Source organism: Ruminococcus sp. (assembly GCF_016287535.1).
In the GTDB taxonomy this organism is placed as follows: Bacteria; Bacillota; Clostridia; order Oscillospirales; family Ruminococcaceae; genus Ruminococcus.
In genome coordinates this window covers 1-21,842 of the sequence record NZ_JAEFAJ010000015.1, presented here as the reverse complement: position 1 = coordinate 21,842, position 21,842 = coordinate 1, and the positions used below count along the sequence as shown (strand labels likewise).

The 21,842-nt window shown below is 46.0% G+C and carries 19 protein-coding genes; 10 read left to right on the top strand and 9 right to left on the bottom strand.

The features are described from left to right. Positions 1-21 precede the first annotated feature (21 nt). The 4 genes from QZZ36_RS07295 (at position 22) to QZZ36_RS07280 (ending at position 2,678) form a co-directional block, all read left to right on the top strand. Complete coding sequence (locus QZZ36_RS07295) at positions 22-489, top strand: DUF2975 domain-containing protein (protein ID WP_295079164.1); 468 nt, start codon at positions 22-24, stop codon at positions 487-489. 14 nt (positions 490-503) lie between these two features. Beyond that, entirely contained in the window at positions 504-710 is a 207-nt protein-coding gene (locus QZZ36_RS07290) for a helix-turn-helix transcriptional regulator (protein ID WP_295079161.1), read from the top strand. Positions 711-841: 131 nt separating this feature from the next. After that, positions 842-1,138, top strand: a complete 297-nt coding sequence (locus QZZ36_RS07285) for a hypothetical protein (protein WP_295079158.1) — start codon at positions 842-844, stop codon at positions 1,136-1,138. A gap of 28 nt (positions 1,139-1,166) precedes the next feature. After that, complete coding sequence (locus QZZ36_RS07280) at positions 1,167-2,678, top strand: DUF4173 domain-containing protein (protein ID WP_295079155.1); 1,512 nt, start codon at positions 1,167-1,169, stop codon at positions 2,676-2,678. 263 nt (positions 2,679-2,941) lie between these two features. Here the strand turns inward: QZZ36_RS07280 and QZZ36_RS07275 are convergent, their stop codons facing one another. Together QZZ36_RS07275 and QZZ36_RS07270 are read right to left on the bottom strand one after the other, a co-directional pair. Further along, the gene (locus QZZ36_RS07275; protein WP_295079151.1) at positions 2,942-4,219 is read right to left on the bottom strand and encodes a sensor histidine kinase; all 1,278 of its coding nucleotides are present in this window, start codon (positions 4,217-4,219) and stop codon (positions 2,942-2,944) included. Beyond that, on the bottom strand, positions 4,219-4,926 hold the full coding sequence (locus QZZ36_RS07270; RefSeq protein WP_295079148.1) for a LytTR family DNA-binding domain-containing protein: 708 nt from the start codon (positions 4,924-4,926) through the stop codon (positions 4,219-4,221). The genes QZZ36_RS07275 and QZZ36_RS07270 overlap by 1 nt, the downstream gene beginning before the upstream one ends. Before the next feature lie 345 nt (positions 4,927-5,271). Between QZZ36_RS07270 and QZZ36_RS07265 the strand changes: the two genes are divergently transcribed. Continuing rightward, a complete protein-coding gene (locus tag QZZ36_RS07265) occupies positions 5,272-6,237 on the top strand; it encodes a glycosyltransferase (RefSeq protein WP_295079145.1) in 966 nt (321 codons plus the stop codon). A gap of 334 nt (positions 6,238-6,571) precedes the next feature. Here QZZ36_RS07265 and QZZ36_RS07260 read toward each other — a convergent pair whose 3' ends face one another. From QZZ36_RS07260 to QZZ36_RS07235, 6 genes are all read right to left on the bottom strand, one after another. After that, positions 6,572-7,108: a hypothetical protein gene (locus QZZ36_RS07260; RefSeq protein WP_295079142.1), complete on the bottom strand. Its 537-nt coding sequence runs from the start codon at positions 7,106-7,108 to the stop codon at positions 6,572-6,574. A gap of 204 nt (positions 7,109-7,312) precedes the next feature. After that, the gene (locus QZZ36_RS07255) at positions 7,313-8,473 is read right to left on the bottom strand and encodes a proline-rich domain-containing protein (protein WP_295079139.1); all 1,161 of its coding nucleotides are present in this window, start codon (positions 8,471-8,473) and stop codon (positions 7,313-7,315) included. 63 nt (positions 8,474-8,536) lie between these two features. Continuing rightward, positions 8,537-9,451: a PP2C family serine/threonine-protein phosphatase gene (locus QZZ36_RS07250; protein WP_295079136.1), complete on the bottom strand. Its 915-nt coding sequence runs from the start codon at positions 9,449-9,451 to the stop codon at positions 8,537-8,539. Positions 9,452-9,486: 35 nt separating this feature from the next. Beyond that, on the bottom strand, positions 9,487-10,362 hold the full coding sequence (locus QZZ36_RS07245; protein ID WP_295079133.1) for a VWA domain-containing protein: 876 nt from the start codon (positions 10,360-10,362) through the stop codon (positions 9,487-9,489). Positions 10,363-10,406: 44 nt separating this feature from the next. Then, complete coding sequence (locus tag QZZ36_RS07240; protein WP_295079130.1) at positions 10,407-11,750, bottom strand: serine/threonine-protein kinase; 1,344 nt, start codon at positions 11,748-11,750, stop codon at positions 10,407-10,409. Positions 11,751-11,770: 20 nt separating this feature from the next. Continuing rightward, on the bottom strand, positions 11,771-12,811 hold the full coding sequence (locus QZZ36_RS07235) for a leucine-rich repeat domain-containing protein (protein WP_295079128.1): 1,041 nt from the start codon (positions 12,809-12,811) through the stop codon (positions 11,771-11,773). A 509-nt stretch (positions 12,812-13,320) separates the two neighbouring features. Between QZZ36_RS07235 and QZZ36_RS07230 the strand changes: the two genes are divergently transcribed. From QZZ36_RS07230 to QZZ36_RS07210, 5 genes are all read left to right on the top strand, one after another. Next, positions 13,321-14,625 (top strand): substrate-binding domain-containing protein, encoded by a 1,305-nt coding sequence (locus tag QZZ36_RS07230; protein WP_295079125.1) that lies wholly within the window; start codon positions 13,321-13,323, stop codon positions 14,623-14,625. A 15-nt stretch (positions 14,626-14,640) separates the two neighbouring features. Continuing rightward, entirely contained in the window at positions 14,641-15,843 is a 1,203-nt protein-coding gene (locus QZZ36_RS07225) for a GGDEF domain-containing protein (RefSeq protein WP_295079122.1), read from the top strand. Between the two features lie 139 nt (positions 15,844-15,982). Continuing rightward, positions 15,983-16,561, top strand: a complete 579-nt coding sequence (locus QZZ36_RS07220) for a hypothetical protein (protein ID WP_295079117.1) — start codon at positions 15,983-15,985, stop codon at positions 16,559-16,561. Between the two features lie 187 nt (positions 16,562-16,748). Continuing rightward, complete coding sequence (locus QZZ36_RS07215; protein WP_295079112.1) at positions 16,749-17,846, top strand: plectin; 1,098 nt, start codon at positions 16,749-16,751, stop codon at positions 17,844-17,846. A 35-nt stretch (positions 17,847-17,881) separates the two neighbouring features. Further along, the gene (locus QZZ36_RS07210; protein WP_295079107.1) at positions 17,882-19,618 is read left to right on the top strand and encodes a [Fe-Fe] hydrogenase large subunit C-terminal domain-containing protein; all 1,737 of its coding nucleotides are present in this window, start codon (positions 17,882-17,884) and stop codon (positions 19,616-19,618) included. Positions 19,619-19,705: 87 nt separating this feature from the next. Here the strand turns inward: QZZ36_RS07210 and QZZ36_RS07205 are convergent, their stop codons facing one another. Continuing rightward, entirely contained in the window at positions 19,706-21,379 is a 1,674-nt protein-coding gene (locus tag QZZ36_RS07205) for an FAD-binding protein (protein WP_295079100.1), read from the bottom strand. Positions 21,380-21,842: the final 463 nt, after the last annotated feature.

The window sequence follows — 21,842 nt, the reverse complement described above, 5'->3', positions numbered from 1 at the left end:
ATGACAAAGGAGAGCGTATTTATGTGGAACAAGGATAAATCTCTTATTTTATCGCGTATTCTTACCGTAGCTGCGGCAATAGCAGCGTTAATAACCGCCTTTTTTATACCGGCTATAGCCGAGTGGTATGAATACGAAATGTCGGTGGAAGCAAACAGCGTTTTCGACAGGAGCACCATGTTCGTACCGATGTGTGTTACTTTATATGTATGCGACGTGCTGGCACTGGGGGCGCTGTGGAATCTGCATATCCTTCTGCGGAACATCAGCAGGGAAGAGGTCTTCACCAACAGGAACACCGCCTGTCTCAGACGTATATCGTGGATATGCATGGGCGTGGGAGTCGTTATGATGATATTCGGGCTGTGGAGCTCCATATTCATATTCTTCGGAATGTGTGCGCTCATGTTCGGGCTTATCATGCGCGTACTCAAAAATGTATTTGAAAAGGCAGTAGAAATAAAGTCGGAAAACGACTTTACCATATGACGGAGGTGTTTTCCATGCCGATTATAGTAAATCTTGACGTTATGATGGCAAAGCGGAAAATGTCCTCGCAGGAGCTTGCCGAAAAGGTGGGCATTACTACCGCTAATCTTTCCATTCTCAAAACAGGCAAGGCAAAGGCTGTCCGCTTCTCTACCCTTGAGAAAATATGCGACGAGCTGGACTGCCAGCCGGGAGATATACTGGAGTATAAGAGAGAGTGAGCAGAAGTGCCGGGGAGCCATGATACAGGGGTAATAATATAAACAGGAGCCGGAAGGTCTCCGGACATCGTGACAGGTACAATACTTACTATACACATATTTATAGTAAGCAAATCAAAGGAGGTAATGTTATGAAAAAGACGGCAGCGGCAGGGCGTGAACTTAAATATACCTACAATCTTGACATAGCGCTGTGTGTGTTGAATTTCCTCGTGTGCTCAGTGCTCTGTGCAGGAGGCAGCGGATTTCTTAATATCGCAGGCGTTATAGCTTTTGTTACGGCGATACTTCCTATAGGCTTCCGGCGGCTTTACTATAAGGACGAGTTCACGCCGGGAAGTGTGGGAGCGATAATGGCGGTATACAGGGCGGTACAGATCGCACTCCTCCTGTATGGCATCGACTTTTTCCTCATAGCAGGTGCGTGACAATAAATATAAAAAAGGAGAGAAGATAATGAATAACAATGTTTATGACGAAGTGCAGACCACATATATACCGCAGACCGTGGAAAAGGTCAGGGAAAAACCTGAATACTCAAAGGCAGAGGTAGTGCTTTCGGTATTCGCGTTTACAGCCGCGTTCTTCATTATGAGATATGTGGTATTCAACGCAATGGGCTTCCTGACTACGGGACTGATGTTCGCGGTCATTACCGGAGCAATAGTTTACATGAAAAAGAGAGGCTGCAGCTTTACGCGCTTCAACAGGTTCCATGCGGCGGTTCTTTACATATTCAGCCTTGTGTTTTCAATTACTGCAAACAACTTTATCAAGGATCTTGCCGTTTTATTCATACTCGGCGCGGGAGCTTATCTGGTATACTCAGTCTCGGCGGGGAACAGGGAAGTCGAGAGGTATCTTCCCTTTGCTATGTGCAAGGCTCTGTTCGAGTATCCTTTATCCCATTTCGGAAAGCAGTGGGTTGTAACTCAGGATAGTCTCTCAAAGACAAGGGCTGGCTCGAATGTGAAGTATATTCTCACGGGACTGCTCATAACGGTGCCGGTAACGGCTATAGTAGCGGCTCTGCTGATGTCTGCCGACGATGGTCTTATGAATATTCTCGGTGGGATTTACGAAAAGGTTTTCAGTCTCGAAATGTGTGACATAATAGAACAGCTTATTTTTGCTGTCCCGTTTTCAATGTACCTTTTTGGTATGCTGTATTCAAATACCCATCGCAGTCAGATAAAACCACTTGTGGAAGAGAACTGTGTACAGAAGCTGGGCAGTATCCGCTTTGTCAGCAACCTCGTGATGTATACAGCCGTTACGCCTCTGTGTATACTCTATGTGCTGTTCTTTATTTCTCAGGCGAACTACTTCCTCTCGGCGTTCTCCGGCTCGCTCCCTGACGGATTTACCTATGCCGACTATGCAAGACAGGGATTCTTTGAGCTGTGTGCGGTAGCTGTGATAAATCTGGCGGTGCTCTGCGGCATAAGCCTCCTTTCAAAGAAAGCAGGCAGGGAAAAGCCGGCGGCACTTAAAGTATACAGTATAGTCCTCAGCGTATTTACACTTATACTTATCGCAACGGCGATGAGCAAAATGGTGATGTACATTGCTAATTACGGACTCACCGAGCTGAGAGTATACACAAGCTGGTTCATGGTGCTGCTTGCTTTAGTGTTTGTGCTGATAATAATAAAGCAGTTCAGGTATGATATGAAGTTTGCAAAGTATTTTTCGGCGGTATTCACGCTGATGTTTGCGGTCCTCTGCTTCTCGCGTCCTGAGGCTGTTATAGCAAAATACAACATAGTTATGTACAATACCGGACACCTTGAGGAGCTTGACAGGGACGCGATACTGGGAATGTCTGCTGACGGACTGCTTGCCGCATACGATGAGGGAGCGCTGACAGCTGAAGATATATCGGAGTATTCGGAAGAATACAGCCCGTTCGACAGATTCGGGAACTACAATCTTTCATCAGCTGTTCTCAGCAGTAAGACTAAATGAAAAAAATACCGGACCTGAAAACAGGTCCGGTATTTTCGGATATGAGATTAATGTAGCAAATAAAGAGAAGTATAGTATTATATAAGCGGAGTATCCACGGCAAGGAGCCGTGGATGCGAGTCTGCTTTCAGACGGAGCAGACTACTACTCATATTATATTATAATCCTCTTTAAATCAAGACTTATGCGTGAAATGTAGCTACATTTTCGTGAAATGTTATGTCTGTTCACGATTTGTTAATATATCAGGAGAAGCCTCTGCTTCAGTATTCTATCATGATATCGGCTGTGAAGATATCCTTCTCCCATTTGAATGAGAGTATGCCGTCAAGCTGCTTTACAGCCTCAGTAACGCTGCTTACACCAATACCGTGGCCGTAGCCCTTTTTCTTGGTGGTGAGGTTCTCGGTATCTACCTCGTCTGATGAATTCATAACACAGATGCGCAGCTTCTTGTTGTTCTGTATAAGTGATATATATACGAACTTATCGTTTACAGAGCTGCTTTCCGCGCCCTCTATGGCGTTATCGAGAAGGTTTGCTATTATACGGCAGAGAAGGAGCTCATCGGTATTTATCTTATCGGGGAATACTACCTTGCAGGAAAAAGTGAGACCGAGCAGGACAGCATGATCCCATTTCATGTTTACGATAGCGTCGATAGAGGATATTCCGGTATAGCATATTCCGCCGGCTGAATTAAGCGAGGAATAAAGCTTGTCAAGGTGTTCCATCGCTTTCGGGGTCTCACCCTGACTGAACATTATCTTTGCGGCTGAGAGCTGATTTCCGATATCGTGTCTCAGACGGCGTATCTCGGTATACTTCTCCTCTATGAGCTTGTAGTTTTCCTCTTCGGACTGGAGTCTCTGCTCCATGAGCTGGAGCTTGATAGTATTTGAGTATGTGTCGAAGAAGTCGAACATAAATATATTCAGGAGCAGGATACCGACAACTGATACAAGGTATACGACTGTCCTCTGCGGGGCAAGGTCGGAAGAAATGAAGATACCGTCGAGAAAAACGAGGCTTATCAGCGGCATGAATATTATGAGAAGCCAGTTCTTCAGCGGGATATCCCGCTGTTTGGGTTTCAGGTACTCTGCGATATATATAGCGAACCAGAAACAGAACATCTTCGAGCAAGCCAGACTTATATAACGTCCCGCGCCGGAGCACAGCGTCACTTCCGGAGTACCTATGTTCATCAGCATAAGAGCGCCTGCCGGCAGCAGTTCCGAGGTAAGTATAATGACTACGAATATCAGGCAGTAGAAAACGATATTCCGCAGTTTGCTCCTGAACATCACCACAGAGGTTATGAACATGGTAGTAAAGATCACCGGCAGCTTTACCCACTGAGGATACATTTTCAGGAATCCGAGGGAAAGGGATATAATAAAGCCTATGAATGTGGGAATGAGCATGAATACAGCAGGATATCTGCATTCGTTCTTCATTATCTTGTACAGGAAGAAGGATATGATAGCTGAATAAAAAAGACAGTTTATGGTCTCAATGATGATCTGTGAGGTTTTCATCAGCTCCACCTGCTTCTGCTGTAATCCATAAAGCACTGCTTTATGTTTTTTATATGGTTCCGGCTTGCGAAAAGGGTAGTGCCGTTGACCAGTATCAGCTCATTTTTTCTAATATAGTCGATATTGGCGATATTAACGAGGCTGCTCTTGTCGAGTCTTACGAACATGAGGTCGGCAAGCTGCTTTTCGAGCTCGGACAGAGTGCCCTTGGTGAAGTAGTCGCCGTTTTTTGAGTGAATGAGCAGCTTATGTGAGAACACCTCGATAAAAAATACGTCATCGGTAGAGAGCTTTTCCGTTTTTTCTCCGTCGGAGGCGAAGATATACCGTGTATTGCGGTAATATTCGCGGACAGCGTCGTCGAGCTGTTTCATATAGACGGAGCGCGGCTGATTTTTCAGGATATACCTGAAAGCGCGGACAGCATAGCCCTGACAGGCAAATTTCTCATAGCTCGTCAGGAAGATGATTATTACTTTATCGTCGATATTTCGCAGGAATTCGGCGGTCTCAAGTCCGTTGAGCCCCTGCATTTCGATATCAAGGACGATTATGGCATACTTGCCCTTCGTGAAGTCGGCGAGAAGCTCCTTGCCGCTGCTGAATTCATCGAAGGAGTACTCGTTCTCATGTGACTGGAGCAGGCACAGGTCTTCCTTGACTCTGGATATACACTTTGGCTCATCGTCGCATATAGCTATATTCACAGACCGTGCCCCCTTTCACTGTCATAGAAAAAATATGCAGCTGAGTATATTTCGTGAATTTGGGACATACTACAGCCGCTCGGACATATCTTTGCTATTTTATTATACTATACAATTCATAATTTGTCAATCGGTTTTGAACAAATTTAAATAATAAAATGAATAACTTATGAACAAAAAGGAGCATTTCACGCCAAAAATTTACACTTTGCGAATTTTATGTTGCATTTATCCAACCAGTATACTATAATATAACATAGTTGCGCAAGGTATGCACCTCCTCTGTGAGAAGGTGCGCCGATATGCGTGATGGGGGATATTTGAAAAAGGAGACAGTGAAATAACATGAAGTGCAGCATAATAATTCCTTATGCTTTTTCTACTGAAAGAGCTTTGCGGTTATTTCATTCACTCGAAAGTCAGGATTTCAGCAAGAGCGACTATGAGCTTATCTTTGTAAACTACGGTAAGCAGGACAGCTTCTGCGACCTTATCTCAAAGAATACGTCGTCAAGGCTCAATGTAAAATATGTGCCTTTTTATGACGGCAGTGTAGGCAAGGCAAGAAATCTTGGCATAAGAAGTGCTTCCGGTGAGCTTGTCATATTTATAAACGGTGATGAGATAGCTGACAGGAACTTTATCTCAGGACACTTCAATACCTACAGGAAACTTGGCAGACCGGTCATTCAGTTTGGTCTTACGAAGCAGGTATTTGAGGACAATGAAAAGTTCATTCCTGAGAATAATGAGCTTTTCCGCAGCGGTATACGCTACTGGCTCACAGAGCCGGAGAAATACGGGCTCGAAAAGGGTAAGAGCTATTATTACATAAAGGATATCAGGCTGAAAATGCTTGAGCCTTACTGCTATGATTTTGATAAAGTACATTATAAGATGATATTTACCAAGACCTCGAATCTTTCAGTACCGATGGAATGTATCATGCGCTACGGCGGACTTGATGAGGAATTTCTCGGACAGGAGATAGAGGACTGGGAATTCGGATACCGAATGATGAAGAACGGCGTTGAGATAGTATACAATCCTCAGGTCGCGGTGCTTCATCTTTACGAGAAGGAACAGTACGACAGCAAACGCTATTGTGAGTGGAAAAACAATCTCGATACTATGCTTAACAAATATAACGACAGGTTCCTTGATGAGCTCGCACAGTTCAGGAGCTTTTTCGATCCTGTCCGCAGAGAACGCCTTAACAAAGCGGAACCAAGCAGAAATATCTGGCTTGAGGTGTACAAGCATCTTGAGCGCAACGCAGGGAAGAAGTCCCTTGCGGAAGTCAATAACTGACGCTTTCCCCCCAATACAACCTCCTCTGTTCCCTTCCCTGTGTTCATGGGGTTAGTATTCTTCATTAGTAAAAGTCTGAGGAGCTCTTCCTCAGACTTTTACCTCTCTAACATTGCTCCGTACAGCAGGTCATGAGCTTTGCTGCGGAGCTTTTTTGCATTATAAATTAAATACAGCCGTCCGTGATACTTTTCATACGGACGGCTGTATAAATGCTCAAACGCCCCTTTAAGCTGTCTTAAAGGGGCGTAAATTACTTCTTTGTTATAAGGGAGATTGCGTAAAGTGTTATTATGTGATGAAGCATAATGTTTTACGGTTGAAAAGGGGAAGTTTATTCAAAAACGACGCCCCAGCCTGCACTGACCTTACGGTACAGGCGCATTTTTTCCTTTTTCTTCTGCACCTTGAGCAGATAAACAGCTCCGATGAGAGCCAGAAGAGTAAGGGCAGCACCGATTATTATTCCGATAATGAGCTTTTCCTTGAACATAAACAGAGCAAATGCCCATATGATAATTGCAGCTATCAGAATGATCGGGAGACAGAATGAAGCAAAGTTTCTGTTTTTGATCTTTATGTAGTGCTGTATATCTCTTATACTGAAGCATTCATAGTTACGAGCGATGAAGTTGTCAGGCTGACACCACTTACAGAACGCAGAAAGATTTTCAAACTTTGCTGTATAGTCCTGATAATCGTGGAACTTCTCATTGTATCTTGTAACTCTGTAATAAACTATAACAGCCTGTCCCTGCTGTTCGGCATCCATAACGTGTATGATAGTACCGACCTCAGCCTGACCGCGCATAGCTTTGGTTACAAGAAATTTTCGGTCAACCGCTTCATCAATATTGAGCAAATAATTCATAGCTATCCCTTTCCTTAACGCGAAATATATTATCCTGCGCACGGGGCGCAGAGTCCGTTCAAAGCTTATGGTCCGTATAATTGCCGCAATGACATAAGTACATTATACCATAGATTTGCGGAAAAATCAATACCCTAAACTTTGTTAATTAATGTCAAGCTTAAAAGAACGCTTCCTGTGAAACTTATGAAAGCAGTTCAGGACTTATTTTTTTAAGTTAAGATTAGCTTTAGCGATCTTTTTTCTGTCTTTTGCCTGCTTGAGCATATCTTCTTTAGACATACCTGCGTCGCCGGAATTTTCTGAGGAAGCTGAGGAAGCAGAATATGAACCGCCTTCGTCATCGCCAAGGAAGCTGTTGAGGCGCTTCTTGAATGCGCTCTCGCCGCCGGGCTTTGAGGTAAGAGTAACGCTTACGCTCTGTGACTGCTGATAGGTGTTTGTTCTCATATTTCCGCCGTGTACCGACTGACCTGTGTATCCCTGCCTGTAAGGAGCAGCGTTCATGCCGCCCTGTGGGAAGCCTCCCTGCTGAGGATAGCCCTGCTGGGGATAACCGCCCTGTGGATAGCCCTGCTGCGGATAGCCGCCATGAGCGTAACCCTGCTGGGGATAACCGCCCTGTGGGTAACCCTGCTGGGGATAACCGCCCTGTGGGTAGCCCTGCTGGGGGTAACCGGGCTGAGGATAGCCCTGCTGGGGATAACCGCCCTGTGGATAGCCCTGCTGCGGGTAGCCGCCCTGAGGATAACCCTGCTGCGGGTAGCCGTGCTGCTGATTAGGAGTTATATTCGGGAAGCCGCTTGCGCCCTGCTGCTGAGCAGCTTCTGTATTCTCATAGAGAGAGTTGGGAGCGCCGTCCTGAGTGCTTGTCTCATTGTTGAACGGATTAGCGGAATCTACGTCTATACCACTTGCGAATTCAGCCGGAGCGCCGAAATCAGCTTCGTCGTAGCCGCTGAGGAAATCAGGAGCTTCCGAAGCGGGAACGAGAGTTGCCGCGGAGACCTGTTCATCAGGAGAGAGAACTACCTGACAGCTGCTGTTGTCAACGCTTGAATTTACAAGCAGACCGAGAGCGTCGTCGTCCGGTCTGAAATAGCTGTAATCGTCGAGAGAGATAACGATGAGCTGTTTAGCGATAACGCGCTTTGCGGTAATTATGGACATTACTGCCACCTTTGCGGCGGAGACGTCCTCAACTGCGCCTTCGTTTATGGATACAGTGGATACACCGGAAAAGATATCTCCGGTATCGGCGATGATAAGGCAGAGACATGCATCATACTGCGTAAGCTCAGGCCTTTTCTGCTTTAATGTTTCCGCAAAGTTTTTGGCTGTGTTGTATAATGAGCCTATTTCCATAAAAAACACCACTTTTCTATATTTATTGAACGCAGTAAATGCGTTTGAGCCTGTAAACAGAGGTTATTCGACCTCTACCTGTTTGCTGAGGGCTGCTGTTTTTCTGTCTGCTGCCGCCTGTTTGTTTTCAGCGACGCGCTCATTTATAAGATTTAGCTTTTCTCTCAGGAGATCGGCGTCGTAGATACAGGAGAGGGATATATCGTCCTCTGTACCGAAGTGTGATCTCTTGCTGAGATTGTTCTTTATGACATTCTTGAAGGTTTCAAGGTTTATGAGCTGACTTGTGATAATTGTATGGTAATCGAGGAAGTCGTACTCACTGCCGAAGGAGGTATAGAGTCCGTCTGTGGAACCGTAAAGAGCTATCAGCTTTTTATTCGGTACATAGAAGCTGCTGAACATACCTGCAGCGTTTGAATTGCACACAGAAGCAGTTACGTTGGCAGGTGCAGCCTCATTATATTCCATTGGCATAACAGCCTTGCCGTCCTCGAAGATAGCCACGAGACTTCCGTCGCCGATCTGCACGCCGAAGGTATAATTATCGCCTGCGACAGCAACGACGAGAGTAGAGCCGTAATAGGATTCCGGCAGTATAGCCTCGAACTCTTCTTCTGTGAACCTGCTTTTTTCCTCTTTGGTAACAGGATTTTCCGCAAGGTGTTTTTCGATTCTTACATTCCAGTTTGAGATGATCTGCTTCTCGATATTTTTTAAGATGAGTTTATGATACTCGGGAAGGTTAGCTTCCAGAGCCTCGCGGTCCTCATAGTATCTGTCGATAGCCTCTATAGCTGCTTCGACAGCAAATTTGGAACCAAAGTGACTTCTGAAGTGCTTTTTGCTTCCGTGTCCGTCGGCAACGACAGCGACAGCATAATGATCTCCTATTTTGAAAGCAGAGCTGTCCTGGCAGACCAGGTTTGTTTTTTCATGACTGGCGCCCATTACCGAATGGCTGAAGCCGTTGAACATATTATTTCAGTCCTCCTCAGGAATATATTGTCTTATTACCAGCCTGTATCGAATGGTACGTCGTCGCCGTCGCTTGTTGTGCTTACGAGTTCCTGGATCTGCTGACCGAGGAGCTTCTGCTTAGCGGCAAATACGTTTTCTTCGCCAAGCTCCTGACCTGTATCATCAGAGAGTGTCATACTCTTACTACCGATCTGAGCTGATGTTACGGCGATAATCTTTATCATCTGAGCGAGCTGACCGCCTGAGTAGGCGTGAACGACGGTATCCTTCGAGCCTGTGAATTCGGCGAGGATATTGTCATTTGCTTCCTGACCGATACCGAGAGCGGCTTTGAGGCCGAACTTGTACCAGCTGTTTGTCTGGAGCTCTCTGAGTCCCTCCTTATAGTCGTCGGAGGGATATCCGTCTGTCATAAGGAATATAACGGGAGCGAATGAGAGTGAAGGTGAATTGAGGAAGCTGTTTCTTGACATTCTGTGGTTGAGCTCCTTGAAAGCAGCGCCCATGCTTGTAACGCCGCTTGCGCGGAGTCTTGCCCACTCGAAGTCTTCTATCGGGATAGGATTGGCATACATCCATCTTACTTCTGTAGAGAAGGTAAGGACAGCGACTTTAACATCTGTATCAGCTTCGCCGACTCTGCGTATCTCCGGGATAAGCTCTTCCATAACGGTATTGAGCTCGCCCATTTTCTTACCTTTCATACTTCCTGAAGTATCTATCAGGAAGAATACTACAAGGCTCTTTTTGGAAACGCTTGTAGCGCTAAGGGGATCGTCGTCAAAATCGAGAATGCTGTCGTCAGTTTCAGGAGCTGAAGATACAGATGCATTATTATTCAAATCGTCCGAAGGAGTAACATTGATGTTCTCATTTGCTTCGGGTTCTGTAAAACGTTCATTGCTCATAATTTACATACATCCTTTCAGTATTACTGCTCTGGCAAAGCAGATTAGATCTGTGCTTTAACTTCGCCGAAATCGATCTCGAGCCCCTGCCATACAGGGAAGCCCTTACCGGGAGCGATATCGTAAAATGCTCCGTCAGGCATTTTTGCCTTCCATTGTCTGTCGGAGCAGTTCTTGATTCCGAGGACTCCCTGCTTGACCTTATTCTCGACAAGCTCGCCCGCAACGGACGTAAAGTCATCGGATTCGGGAACTATCTCGCAGGTGTAGAACTTACATCCGAGATAGAGAGGTGTGCGGTAGTCACGGTTGCTGAAACCGATGGTAACGAATTCCATTCCGCATTTCGGGCACTTGAATGTCTTTTCGTTATGCTGGATGAACATTGAACTGAAGTTTGTTCTTCCGCAGCCGCACTGTATGATTTCTGATCTGAGGCGTATGAACAGCTTTTGCCATTCGTTCTCGATGATACGCTTTGTAGGATCTGTAACACCGGTAGTGAAGGAGCGAATGAAAGCGTCCTTGATATAATCGGGATAGATCCTCCAGAATTTGATGATATTATCGTGGATGCCTCTTACGGGGCGGTTTGAATCGTCGTTGGGGTCATATACGAACACTGCGTTCTGACCGTAGTGCTTGAGCTCTGACGATTCTGTAAGACATACATCCCTTACGACCTTTTCGCCCTCCATGGGGTCTCCTCTGAAGAGGAGCTTGAAGAGGACAACTGCAAGAGAGTATTTATCAGTCTGTACATTCGGCTTGGCGATTCCTCTTACGACTTCGGGAGCCATATATCCGGGCTTACCGCCTATACCGAAGTTGCTTCCGTCAGGAGCGATGTTATCACAGTCGCAGACGAGGACGGCACCTGTATTCACATTGATGAAGAAGCCTCCGTCGTTAAGGTCCTGATAGCTCTTACCTGCACGGTGGAGCTGTCGGAAAGCGTTTACTATATTGATGACGCAGGTCACCATAGCGCTGAGGGTATTGAATTTAACGGGACGTTTCACACCGCGTCCCGTAAGCGGGTCGATCTCCAGCTTATAGGTATTCAGTATATCAACGAATGAGTCGAAGCCTTCGGGCTTCAGCTCCATGATATAACCGAATGTACCGTCCTCCGCTTCCTTGGTGAGATATTTCGGCCAGAGGAACTTATTGCTGGGCGGGCCGTCGTTTATGTTATTCTGGAGGTTTTTGCGGAATGCGGCAGGCTTGGACATCTTATTGATGTCGTACCATTTGAGCGCCCATTTCTGACCGTTGAAGCGGACGAGGTAAACAATACCCTGACCGCCGCTGCCGATGACGCTGAGGACCTTGGCTTTGCCGCCGAACTCCATCTCGACCTCCTGACCTATTTCAAGCTCTATCATATGATCTCATCCTTTCCTTGTTAGTCAAGCTCATATTCTTCAGCCGAGGTCACGAGGACAAACCTTATTCCAGTGGCTAAACAGTACTTATGAACGTATGAATTCTCGATGCAGTATATCACTAAGTTGGGGCAGTATGAGAAAGCGTTTGCATCTATGAACTTGATGCTTTCGGGGAGGAAGAGCTTTCTGAGCTTATCGCAGCCTGAGAATGCTTCCGCGCCGATACTGCTGACACTTGGGGGTATTTCAATAACTTCGAGGCTTGTACAGAAAGAGAAGGTGCTGTCCTCTATTTCGAGAACGCCGTCGGGTATCTTTACTACCACGAGGTTGGAGCATTGACTGAACGCACCCTGCTTGATTATTCTCAGACCTTCCGGCAGCTCAAGACCTCTCAGGCGCTTGCATGATGAGAAGCAATACTCACCGATAGCAAGGAGAGTAGAGGGGAGCTTGATAGTTCTGAGCGAGCCGAATTTATCGAAACAGAAGGCTTCAAGCTTGGTATATCCGTCCGGTATGACGATATTGCCGCTGAGTCTGTATCTCAGAGCGTTACGCGGCATGAAAATCATCTCGTTGATATCCACCGGCTTCTTTCTGACATTATCTTCCTTCTTATCTGCGTCCTCGTCGTCGTCAATAACTTTGAGGTGGGATTCGTAAGGCCAGCCGAGAAGGTATGTAAAGCAGGCGATAACGAATTCCGAAGCGTTGTCTGACAGGAACAGGTCGCCCAGCATGAAGCTCTTGGCTTTCATTATGGATATTTCCCTGTTCTCGTCTTCGAGAAGCATTCTGAAGACACCGGTTTTGTACATATTAATAAGAAGACGTCTTTCCTTGTCGTAATCCGGAATATGGTCGCTGAGAAGACCGATAAATCTATCTTTATTGGCTACGGCGCGTGTTCCGTCATTAACTACGATTGCACGAAGCTCATGCTGGAATTCCATTGTATTCTCAAAACCCTCGATATTCTGCGGAACAGGTGCTCCGCAACCGGGGCAGGCAGACAGCTTCGGGTCAAGTGGTGCGTTGCATTTTTCGCATTGCATGGTTTCTCCTCCTGACATAAGAATATAGCAGCGCAAATATAAAATATGCGTATTTATATTGTTATCACGATTAGTATAACACTTTTCCACATTGATGTCAAGGGAAAAAAGGGGGCTTATACAAAATTGAATTATCTTTTACAAAAATCGTTAGCAGTATTTGTGCAAAATTTTTAAGTTCATAACAGAGCGTAATATCGGCAAAAAATATTATTGTCATTATTGGTCTTGCCAATCCATGTAAAGAGTGGTTTGAAATAAACCGCAGGTATAAAATTGATTAAAATGCATAGATTTTTTTGATTAATTTTGTTTATCACGTAAGGTACTGATTTACAAAAAGCTGTTGAAATTTCTAAAGAAATGTGATAAAATGAATTATGGATATCAATCGAAGGCTTGTAAGGGGTAGTGCCGTATGCCTGAGTAGCAAGAAATAGGTATAAGTTTACACTGGCGGATATCCGGCGGCAGTAACAGGTCTAATTGATTTAAGGAGGTTCGATATAATGAACAGAAACAAGAAAAAAAGCGTTTTCAGAAGCTTTGCAGCTTGCGCACTTTCTGTTGCTGTGCTGTTAAGCGGGGGCTGCGGCCAGAGAGGTCAGCAACAGCAGGGCGGCGGTACGATCTATGTAATCGCAAAGCAGCAGCTCAGCTTCTGGGATGACGTAAAGAAGGGCGCTGAAGCCGCAGGAAGAGAACTCGGCTATGGTATCGTTTATGACACAGCGACAAATGATAATGATTATGCGTCTCAGATCGCAAGTATCCAGAGAGCTGTAAGAGACAAGGCAAAGGCTATAGTTATTGCGCCGAATAGTCAGACAGACCTCAATGATGCTCTTCAGAAGGCTGCCGATGCAGGTATCAAGGTCATTTCCATCAATTCAGACATCCAGCAGGATTCAATGAATCCGATATCACTTTCTCTTATAAATTCGTCCGACATGAACGGCGGTGTGGCAGCGGCAAGAAATGCTGTAAAGGGCTGGCGCGATAAGGACAAGAATCTTGACGAGATAGGAAAGGTCGCTATAATCGGCCATACCGCTTCGACCGCTCAGGAGCGTATCGAAGGCTTTACAGATACTCTCAAGAGATCTATCGGAAGAACTATGGGAGTTGAGTTCCCTGAGGCTAATCCGTATGCTGCTATGATGGGCGGCGGAGATGCTGCTGCATACGGCGGAGACGACGCTGCCGCATACGGTGGAGATGCTGCTGCTTATGGCGGAGACGACGCTGCCGCATACGGCGGAGACGCTGCTGCTGCAGGAGGAGATGCTGCTGCAGCTGGCGGAGACGCTCAGGAAGCTGAGCTCACAGACGCTGAGAAGGAAGCAGTTGCGAAGGATCAGGAAAAGGAAGCTGCTGATGAACGTATCCGCAAGAATATCGAAAAGAACTTCATCATCGGCAATCAGTGCTCTGACAGAGAGCAGGCAAAGGCTGAGGCTAAGAATCTTATTGCCTCAAATGAGAATATCTCCATCATGTTCGGTACAAATACAGTAACAACACTTGGTATATGCGACGCTATCAATGATCTCGGCATATCAGGCAAGATACTCGTTGTAGGCTTCAACTCTGATGAAGAAGAGCTCACCTACATCAGATCAGGCGTTCTTTACGGCGTTGTTGTTCAGAATCCTTACGTTATGGGTTACGTTGGCGTTAAGTTTGCTGCTGACCTTATCGGCGGCACACAGGTAACACACCACCTGGATACAGGAGTTACCTTTGTATCAGCCAGCAATATGAATGATGAATTTGTTCAGCTCATTCTTTACCCAGAAGCTGTAAATAAGTAATGGAGGTGCGAAGTTATGGCAAAGAATAAGAAAAAGAGTACCTCGACAGGTTATATTTTTGCGGCTATCCTTGTTACGATCATGTACATTCTGAATACCCTGCTTGTTGAAAGTATATACCGAAACAACACAAATACTTCGAGGACTACACAGCAGGCTACAAGAGCACTTAATATGATCAACAGTCAGCTTGCCGAAGTAAACAAGAATACAGTAGGTCTTGCTGCAAACCTCTTTGACAATCCTCTTGAGATAATCAGTGATACAGAGCGTTTCTATGCTAACATCAATGCTGCAGAGAAACAGTTTGAGAGCGTTGACGGCTTATCAGACGCCGCTTACAACCGTTTCCAGTACGCTAAGCAGGTTATCGCTACTTTCAGAACAAGACTTGAGAGCCTTGGTACCAGCCAGGTAGAGAGCGGTGACCAGACTTCAATGTCTGAGACACTCAAACAGGATCTGTATCCTCTTCAGGTAACAGCTTCTGAAATGATCACGGCTACTATCGCGATCGTCGGAAAGGATACCGGAATACTCCAGAGACAGAATGCTATCAAGGCTTACATCCTCATGACCCTGATGCTTGTCATCTGGCTCATATCCATGCTCGCCATCTGGCTGTTCGCACGCAGAGCCAAGAAGGCAAGAGCTGAACTCGAAGAGCGTGAGATGCGTCTCGCCGAGGTTGACGCTAAGCTCAAGAATACACGTCAGAAGGCAAGCGACCTCGCTGTTACAAACGTGCTTACAGGTATGAAGAACCGTTACGCTCTTGATAACGATATCAGCGACAGACTTGAGACCGGAAGATTCCAGATCGCAGTATTCGATATGGATAACTTCAGAAGTATCAATGATACTTACGGCTACGACTTCGGTGATGAGTATCTTGCAGCCGTTGCTGAAAAGCTCAAGGAAGAGTTCGGCGACGTTGCCGAGATCTACAACATCACAGGTAATGAGTTCTGCTTCGTATTCAATAAGAATATCTCCGAGAGCCAGGCTGTTGGTATTGCTCAGAACATCCAGCGTGTAATGAGCAGCCCGTTCGAGGTGCTCAACCTCAATGTTCAGCTTCCTTGCTCCGGTGCTGTATATCATTACCTCCCCGGCGACTGTCTCAACGTAAACTCACTGCTCGTTAAACTCGATACAGCAATGAGAAACGCTAAGATGAACGGCGGAAATATGATAAACAATGTTATGAATATGTAATATTGTGATATTATGGCGGCTGTCAGTATTGACAGCCGCCTGTTTTTATGGCAAATCGCAGAAAAAACCGTTATGCATTGACAAATAGTAGAAACTGTGATAAAATATACCTTAATGATATGTAAAGGCAGGTGTCAGGGTGAAGAAAAGCAAAAAGAAGAAAAAGAAATTCGCGGTGTATAAATCATCGACGGGTTCATACTGCTACCGCTATGTGGATACTCTCGAAGCCCTGGAAGGCACCGGCTTTGAAGGTATAATCGAAGAGGAACAGCTTCCTGTGGTCTTTGACGGAAGAGGCGGATATTACCACTTCCGGGAAAACGATTACGGCTTTATCAGGATAATAGAATCCGACAAGGACCAGCCGTTGGAGCTGGAGGAAATGTTTGAGAAGAACTCGCCGGACTTCAAGCTGGGCTGGATATCACCTGACGGCGATACCTACTCATGCGCATTCACCAACCACAGCAAATGCGCAAGAATGATAGTCGAGAAATTCTATCCCGACTCAAAATATCCCGAAACAGAGCTGGACAGACGCGGCTGGCTCCAGGTAATAGACTCGTGGAACGGTACGGAGCAGCATCACGGACAGTTCGTGTTTACGGATCAGGGAAAAATTACCAGCAAACAGGCTGACAGACTTTTCGATCTCGGTCTCTATGAGAACGAGGAGGTCAAAAAGCTCATCGCTGACAGCGAGAACGAATGGTAATATCATAAAACAGCTTTACTGCACAATAGATTGGGCGCTTTACATAAAACCGCCCTGTTTTTTGTGCAGTTTTTTTATTGACTATATTCTGATTTTAGTGTATAATAATTATGTATCAATACTCGATAGGTGTGGTCTGCCGCGTAACAGCGTCTGCTGTCGGGTATTTATAAGGAGGATATAAGATATGGCTGAACCAAGATTTATAAAAACGGTGACTTTCGGCGGCTATGAAAAAGAAGCCGTTGTCAGAAGGATCGAATCACTTAACGAGCAGGTGCATGACCTCAGGAACGAACTGAGAGAAACAAAGCTCTTGCATGAAGCATACAAAAAGGGTACGGATCAGGAAAAGGCACTTGAATCCGTGCTTGCGGAAGAACGTGCAAAACTGACACAGATACAGGTTCAGAATAATACTCTTAATCTCAAGCTGAAGGCAACAGATGACGAAAACAGTAATCTGATGGTGGAAATAAAGTCATTGAAGGATGAGATAGCTGACCTGAAGGACAAGCTGAAGGTGTCAGAGTCAAAATGTGCCGCTCTTATGGCACAGGACGAAGCAATGGCTCTGAGCAATGTCTTCATAGAGGCTCAGAAGTCATCGGCTATGCTGGAGGGGGCTGCAAAGTCAAAGGCTGCAGAGATCGAGTTCAAGACAAAAAAGCTCGCCGAGGATATAGTTTCTGACGCAAACGTCGAGGCGGAGCAGATAATATATGAGGCTGAGAGAACTGCCGCGGAAAAGATAGCCGAGGCAAAGAACGAAGCGGAGCAGATGAATGTCGCTTCAAACAACCTGAGAGCTACCGTGCTTGAAAATGTCAATTCCATTAAAAGACATATGGGACTGGTGCGCGACGCTCTTGAAGGCTTCCGCAAGGAGGGCCTCAGCAGGCTGATCGAAGCGGACGAGTGCCTTAACAGGACTGAAAATACTATTAAAGAAGGCGGTATCCCCGTATTCAAGCTCCCTGAGAAGTTTGAGCCTGAGCTGCCCGAAAAGCCTGTATCGCTTTCCGAAAAGATGAAAAACGATGAGGATAAGCGCAAAAAGCAGGAGGAGCTCGACAAGCTCAAGCAAATGGCTGAGTCCATAGGCGGCGCAAAGAAAGATGATGCAGCTGATAGTGACCAGAAGGATAATGACACAAAGGATGCAGCAGAAAAAGAACAGAAGAATAATGACGAAAAGCCTGAAGGCGGCGAGAAGAAGAGCGGCAAGGTAGATCTGGCAGCTCTTGCGGCAAAGGCTAATTCTATCGGAAAGAACAAGTCCTGATAAGATACAGAATGTCATAAGGAGTTTTTATAATTATGAGTGAATTGATCATTGTAAAACCTGAAAAATGCGTAGGCTGCAATGCCTGTGTAAGAGAATGTCCCGCTCCCGAAGCCAATATGACCAAGCAGCTTGAGGACGGACGTTTCATCACTATGGTAAACAACAACAAGTGCATTGCCTGCGGTGAATGTGTAAAGAAATGCAATCATGGTGCAAGAGACTATATAGACGATACTGATGAGTGTATAACGGATCTTTCAAAGGAAAAGATCATCATTATGGCTTCTCCGGCTCTCAAGACCATTCTTCCCACAAAGTGGAAGGGCGTTCTTGACTGGTTCAAGAAGCAGGGATGTACCATATTCGACGTTTCACTCGGTGCGGATATCTGTACATGGGCTCATGTAAGGACTCTTGAACAGGACAAGATAGGCAATATCATCACGCAGCCCTGTGCCGCTATAGTAAAGTATATCGAGATATATCAGCCAAAGCTCCTGCAGAACCTTTCTCCCATACACAGTCCTATCGCCTGCAGCGCCATATACATACAGAAGTATCTGCGCAGAAACAATCCTATCGCAGTTATCTCACCGTGTATCGCAGAGTCATATGAGACCAAGGAAACAGGCCTCGTAAAGTATAACGTAACCATAAAGAAGCTTCTTGAATACTTCGACAGGAACGATATAATCATACCTATTGATACATCGGAGTCCTTCGAGTATAAATTCGATGATATGCAGGGACAGCTCGGTTCTATATACTCACGTCCCGGCGGACTCAGAGACAATATCTGGATGCACGATCCGGAAGTCAATATCACAAATTCCGAAGGCGTACACAAGGTTTTCGGCGAGATAGATATGTACGGAAAGATGCCCGAATCCAAGCACCCGAAGGTATTCGACGTGCTTTCATGTGAATTCGGCTGTAATATCGGACCCGCTTCCGGTACTAATCAGACGGTATTCGATGTTATGGCTACAACGAGAGCTATCGAGACTGAGGCAAAGAGCCGCCGCAAGTCAACAGGTATCATGGGTCGTGGCGATGACAAGCTCTTCAAGAAGTTCGATGACGAGCTCCGTATCGCAGATTTCCTCAGAAACTACAAGCCCTCTATGCCGTCACCTGTTCCGAATATCGCTCAGCTCGATCCTATCTTCGAGAAAATGGGTATGCATACGGAAGAGGACAGAAAGTACGACTGCCATGCCTGCGGATACAATACCTGCCGCGATATGGCTACGGCTATATACAGAGGTCTCAATACTCCCGATAACTGTATCGTACACGCTAAATCGGTACTTATCGCAAGGCATTCTGCTCTCAACAGACAGAACGAACAGCTTGCTGAGATCACCGAGGAGGTGCTCGCGCTTTCAGACAAGCTGAAGGACAATGTTTCAAAGATCACCGATAATATGCAGAATATCGGCGAATCCACATCAGCTACCAGCGAGAGGGCTGCTGTTGTAAAGGATCTGCTTGAGAATGTAGTATCCTTCTGTAACGACAACTCCACAATGGACGCTGACAGCGTATCGCAGCTTACTTCTATACTTGAGACCACGATCAACGCATTCAGCGCTCTTGATGACAACGTGACCACTACAAATGAGAGCTCGGAGACTATCAACAAGTCTATAAACGACATTATTTCACTTGTAGGCGATATAAACGCTGTACTTGTCAAGGCAGGACAGACTGAAAAGGTGGATATTTCCGATGTTCCCGGTGTTAAGAAGGGCGAGGAAAGCAAGTAATATCTGCTGATATAAAAATAATAAGCCATAGTATTTCTGAATCTTATCAGAATACTATGGCTTTTTTTAGCTTGAGTGTCCAGGCTCTTACAGCCTGCCGAGGGCGTGTCTTGCGGCTATCATGCCGAAGGTGTAGCACCTTCCCAGTGAAAGACCGGTCTGATGGAATGGATAATCAGCGCCGCCGTAGAACTGACCGCCGAGGTTTCCTGCGCAGTAAAGTCCGGCTATCGGCTTGCCGTCCCTGCCGAGGACCTGTCCGTTCTCATTGGCTTTCACTCCCGACACCTCCGCGGAAACACGGATATGCTTCCTTGCTCCCCAGAAGGGAGCTTTTTCTATCTTATGCATATACTTCGCAGGCTTTCCGAAGTCGGTATCGCAGCCCTTTTCGCATAGCTCATTGTACCTGTCTACGGAAGCTTTCATATTATCATAGGGTATATCGAGTTCCTTTGCCAGCTCTTCAAGGGTATCGCACCTGTGGAGGTCGATGAGGTTCCTGAAAACGCCCTGAGGCTCATCAACAGCGCCGGGTATGAACTTCTCCATAACGAATGGCGGCACCATGCCGGCAACGAATTCATCGCTGCTCCAGTTAACGTAATCGGAGTCGTATACAGCGCAGTACCAGCCCTTTGAGCCGTCATTATGGTTGCTGTCGAGCATGAAGCCCTTGTATTTCGGCTGATATTTCAGGATATTTCCCATATAAACAAAGCCGGTATACTCATTCGTGAAGCGTTCACCGTTCATATTCAGGTAAAGGAAGGGCTCCTCAAACATGAGGGCGGAGTCGAAATCGTGCATCATCTTGGTATGACCGAGATTATCCATTTCGGCTCCCGCGCTTATGGCAAGGATATGACCGTCACCGGTCTTGCCGAACTGCTTCTTGTCAAAATCAGCTATATCCGGACACCAGCGCTTCACCATCGAGGGGTTGTTGGTGTAGTCGCCTGTTGCGAGGATAACAGCCTTTGCGGCGTTGAACTGAATGTATTTCCCGTCGTGATCCCTGCCAATAACTCCCGCGACCCTGTTTCCGTCCATTACAAGCTTTACAGCGGGAGTGGAGTAGAATACCTCAAGATCGCTGTGCTGAGACTGTATATTATTGAGGGCGTTCTGCAGGGCATTGCTGACGTTGAGCGGCTTGGGACCTATCCACGGAGCCCAGAAATAGCAGTGCTCGCTGCCGTAGTCGTAGGTATTGCCGCGCTCTCTCCAGAGCCCTGTGAAGTCGCCGCTGGTGCTTTTAAAAGCGCAGAGCCTGTCTCCGTCGTTGAGGAGCTTTGCGCTGTTATTATTGTCGTCAACTCTGCTTCCGTCGCCGTATTCTGTTTCAGAGGTGAGACCCGCGCGGTTCAGGAACCATATCATTGCTTCCTCGGAGTATTCGGCGTAGGCACGGAGCTGTTTCGTATCCGCGCGCCAGTCGCAGAGACTGTTTGTATGATGTATCCATTTAGCGATACCGGCTTCGGTAGAGCGTGATTTGATTATGGCTGAGCCGCAGTTGCCCTGGGAGACCACAGTCGGTTCCTTTTGCAGAAGAGCAGTTTTCGCGCCGAGTTCAGCCGCCCAGCCGGCAGCAGGAACGCCAGCCGCACCGGCTCCGACGACAACGATGTCGAAGTCAAGTATCTGTCCGGGAGTGATATCGCCCAGCTCACAGCATGAATCCATTACTTCTGAGCAGGTAAGTCCGTCTGGTGCATGGTTGTTTTCAAGTTTTTTGATCTCGTTGTATTTTTCCATTGCTGAAAATGTCCTTTCTGTCATTGTAGGTTCGTCTGCGTCGGTATATAAATATTATATGACATTATTATTACGTTGTCAAGGTCGGCGTGAAGCATTATGAAAAACATTTATCAGATTATTTTTAAAGAAATGATTTGTCGTTTATTGCGTTTTTGTGAACAAAAATTGCTCTCTTGTCTGTATAATCTTTACAAATCTTTACAAATGGTGTACATTTTTAAGTGAAAAGAATAGATACAGAACGGGAATGTGGGATTTTTTATCCTATTTTTATCCAAAGGAGGAAAGCAAAAAAATAACAAGTCAGAGAATGGAAACAAAAAATTTATTTATGAGGAGTGATTATTTTGAGTTTGAAAAACATTAAAAGAGCAGTCAGCGGTGCGGTTTCTGCATTTGTGATAGCAGCAAGCTTACCGGCAGCTTCAGCTGTAAACGCTGCTGACCAGCAGACACGAGG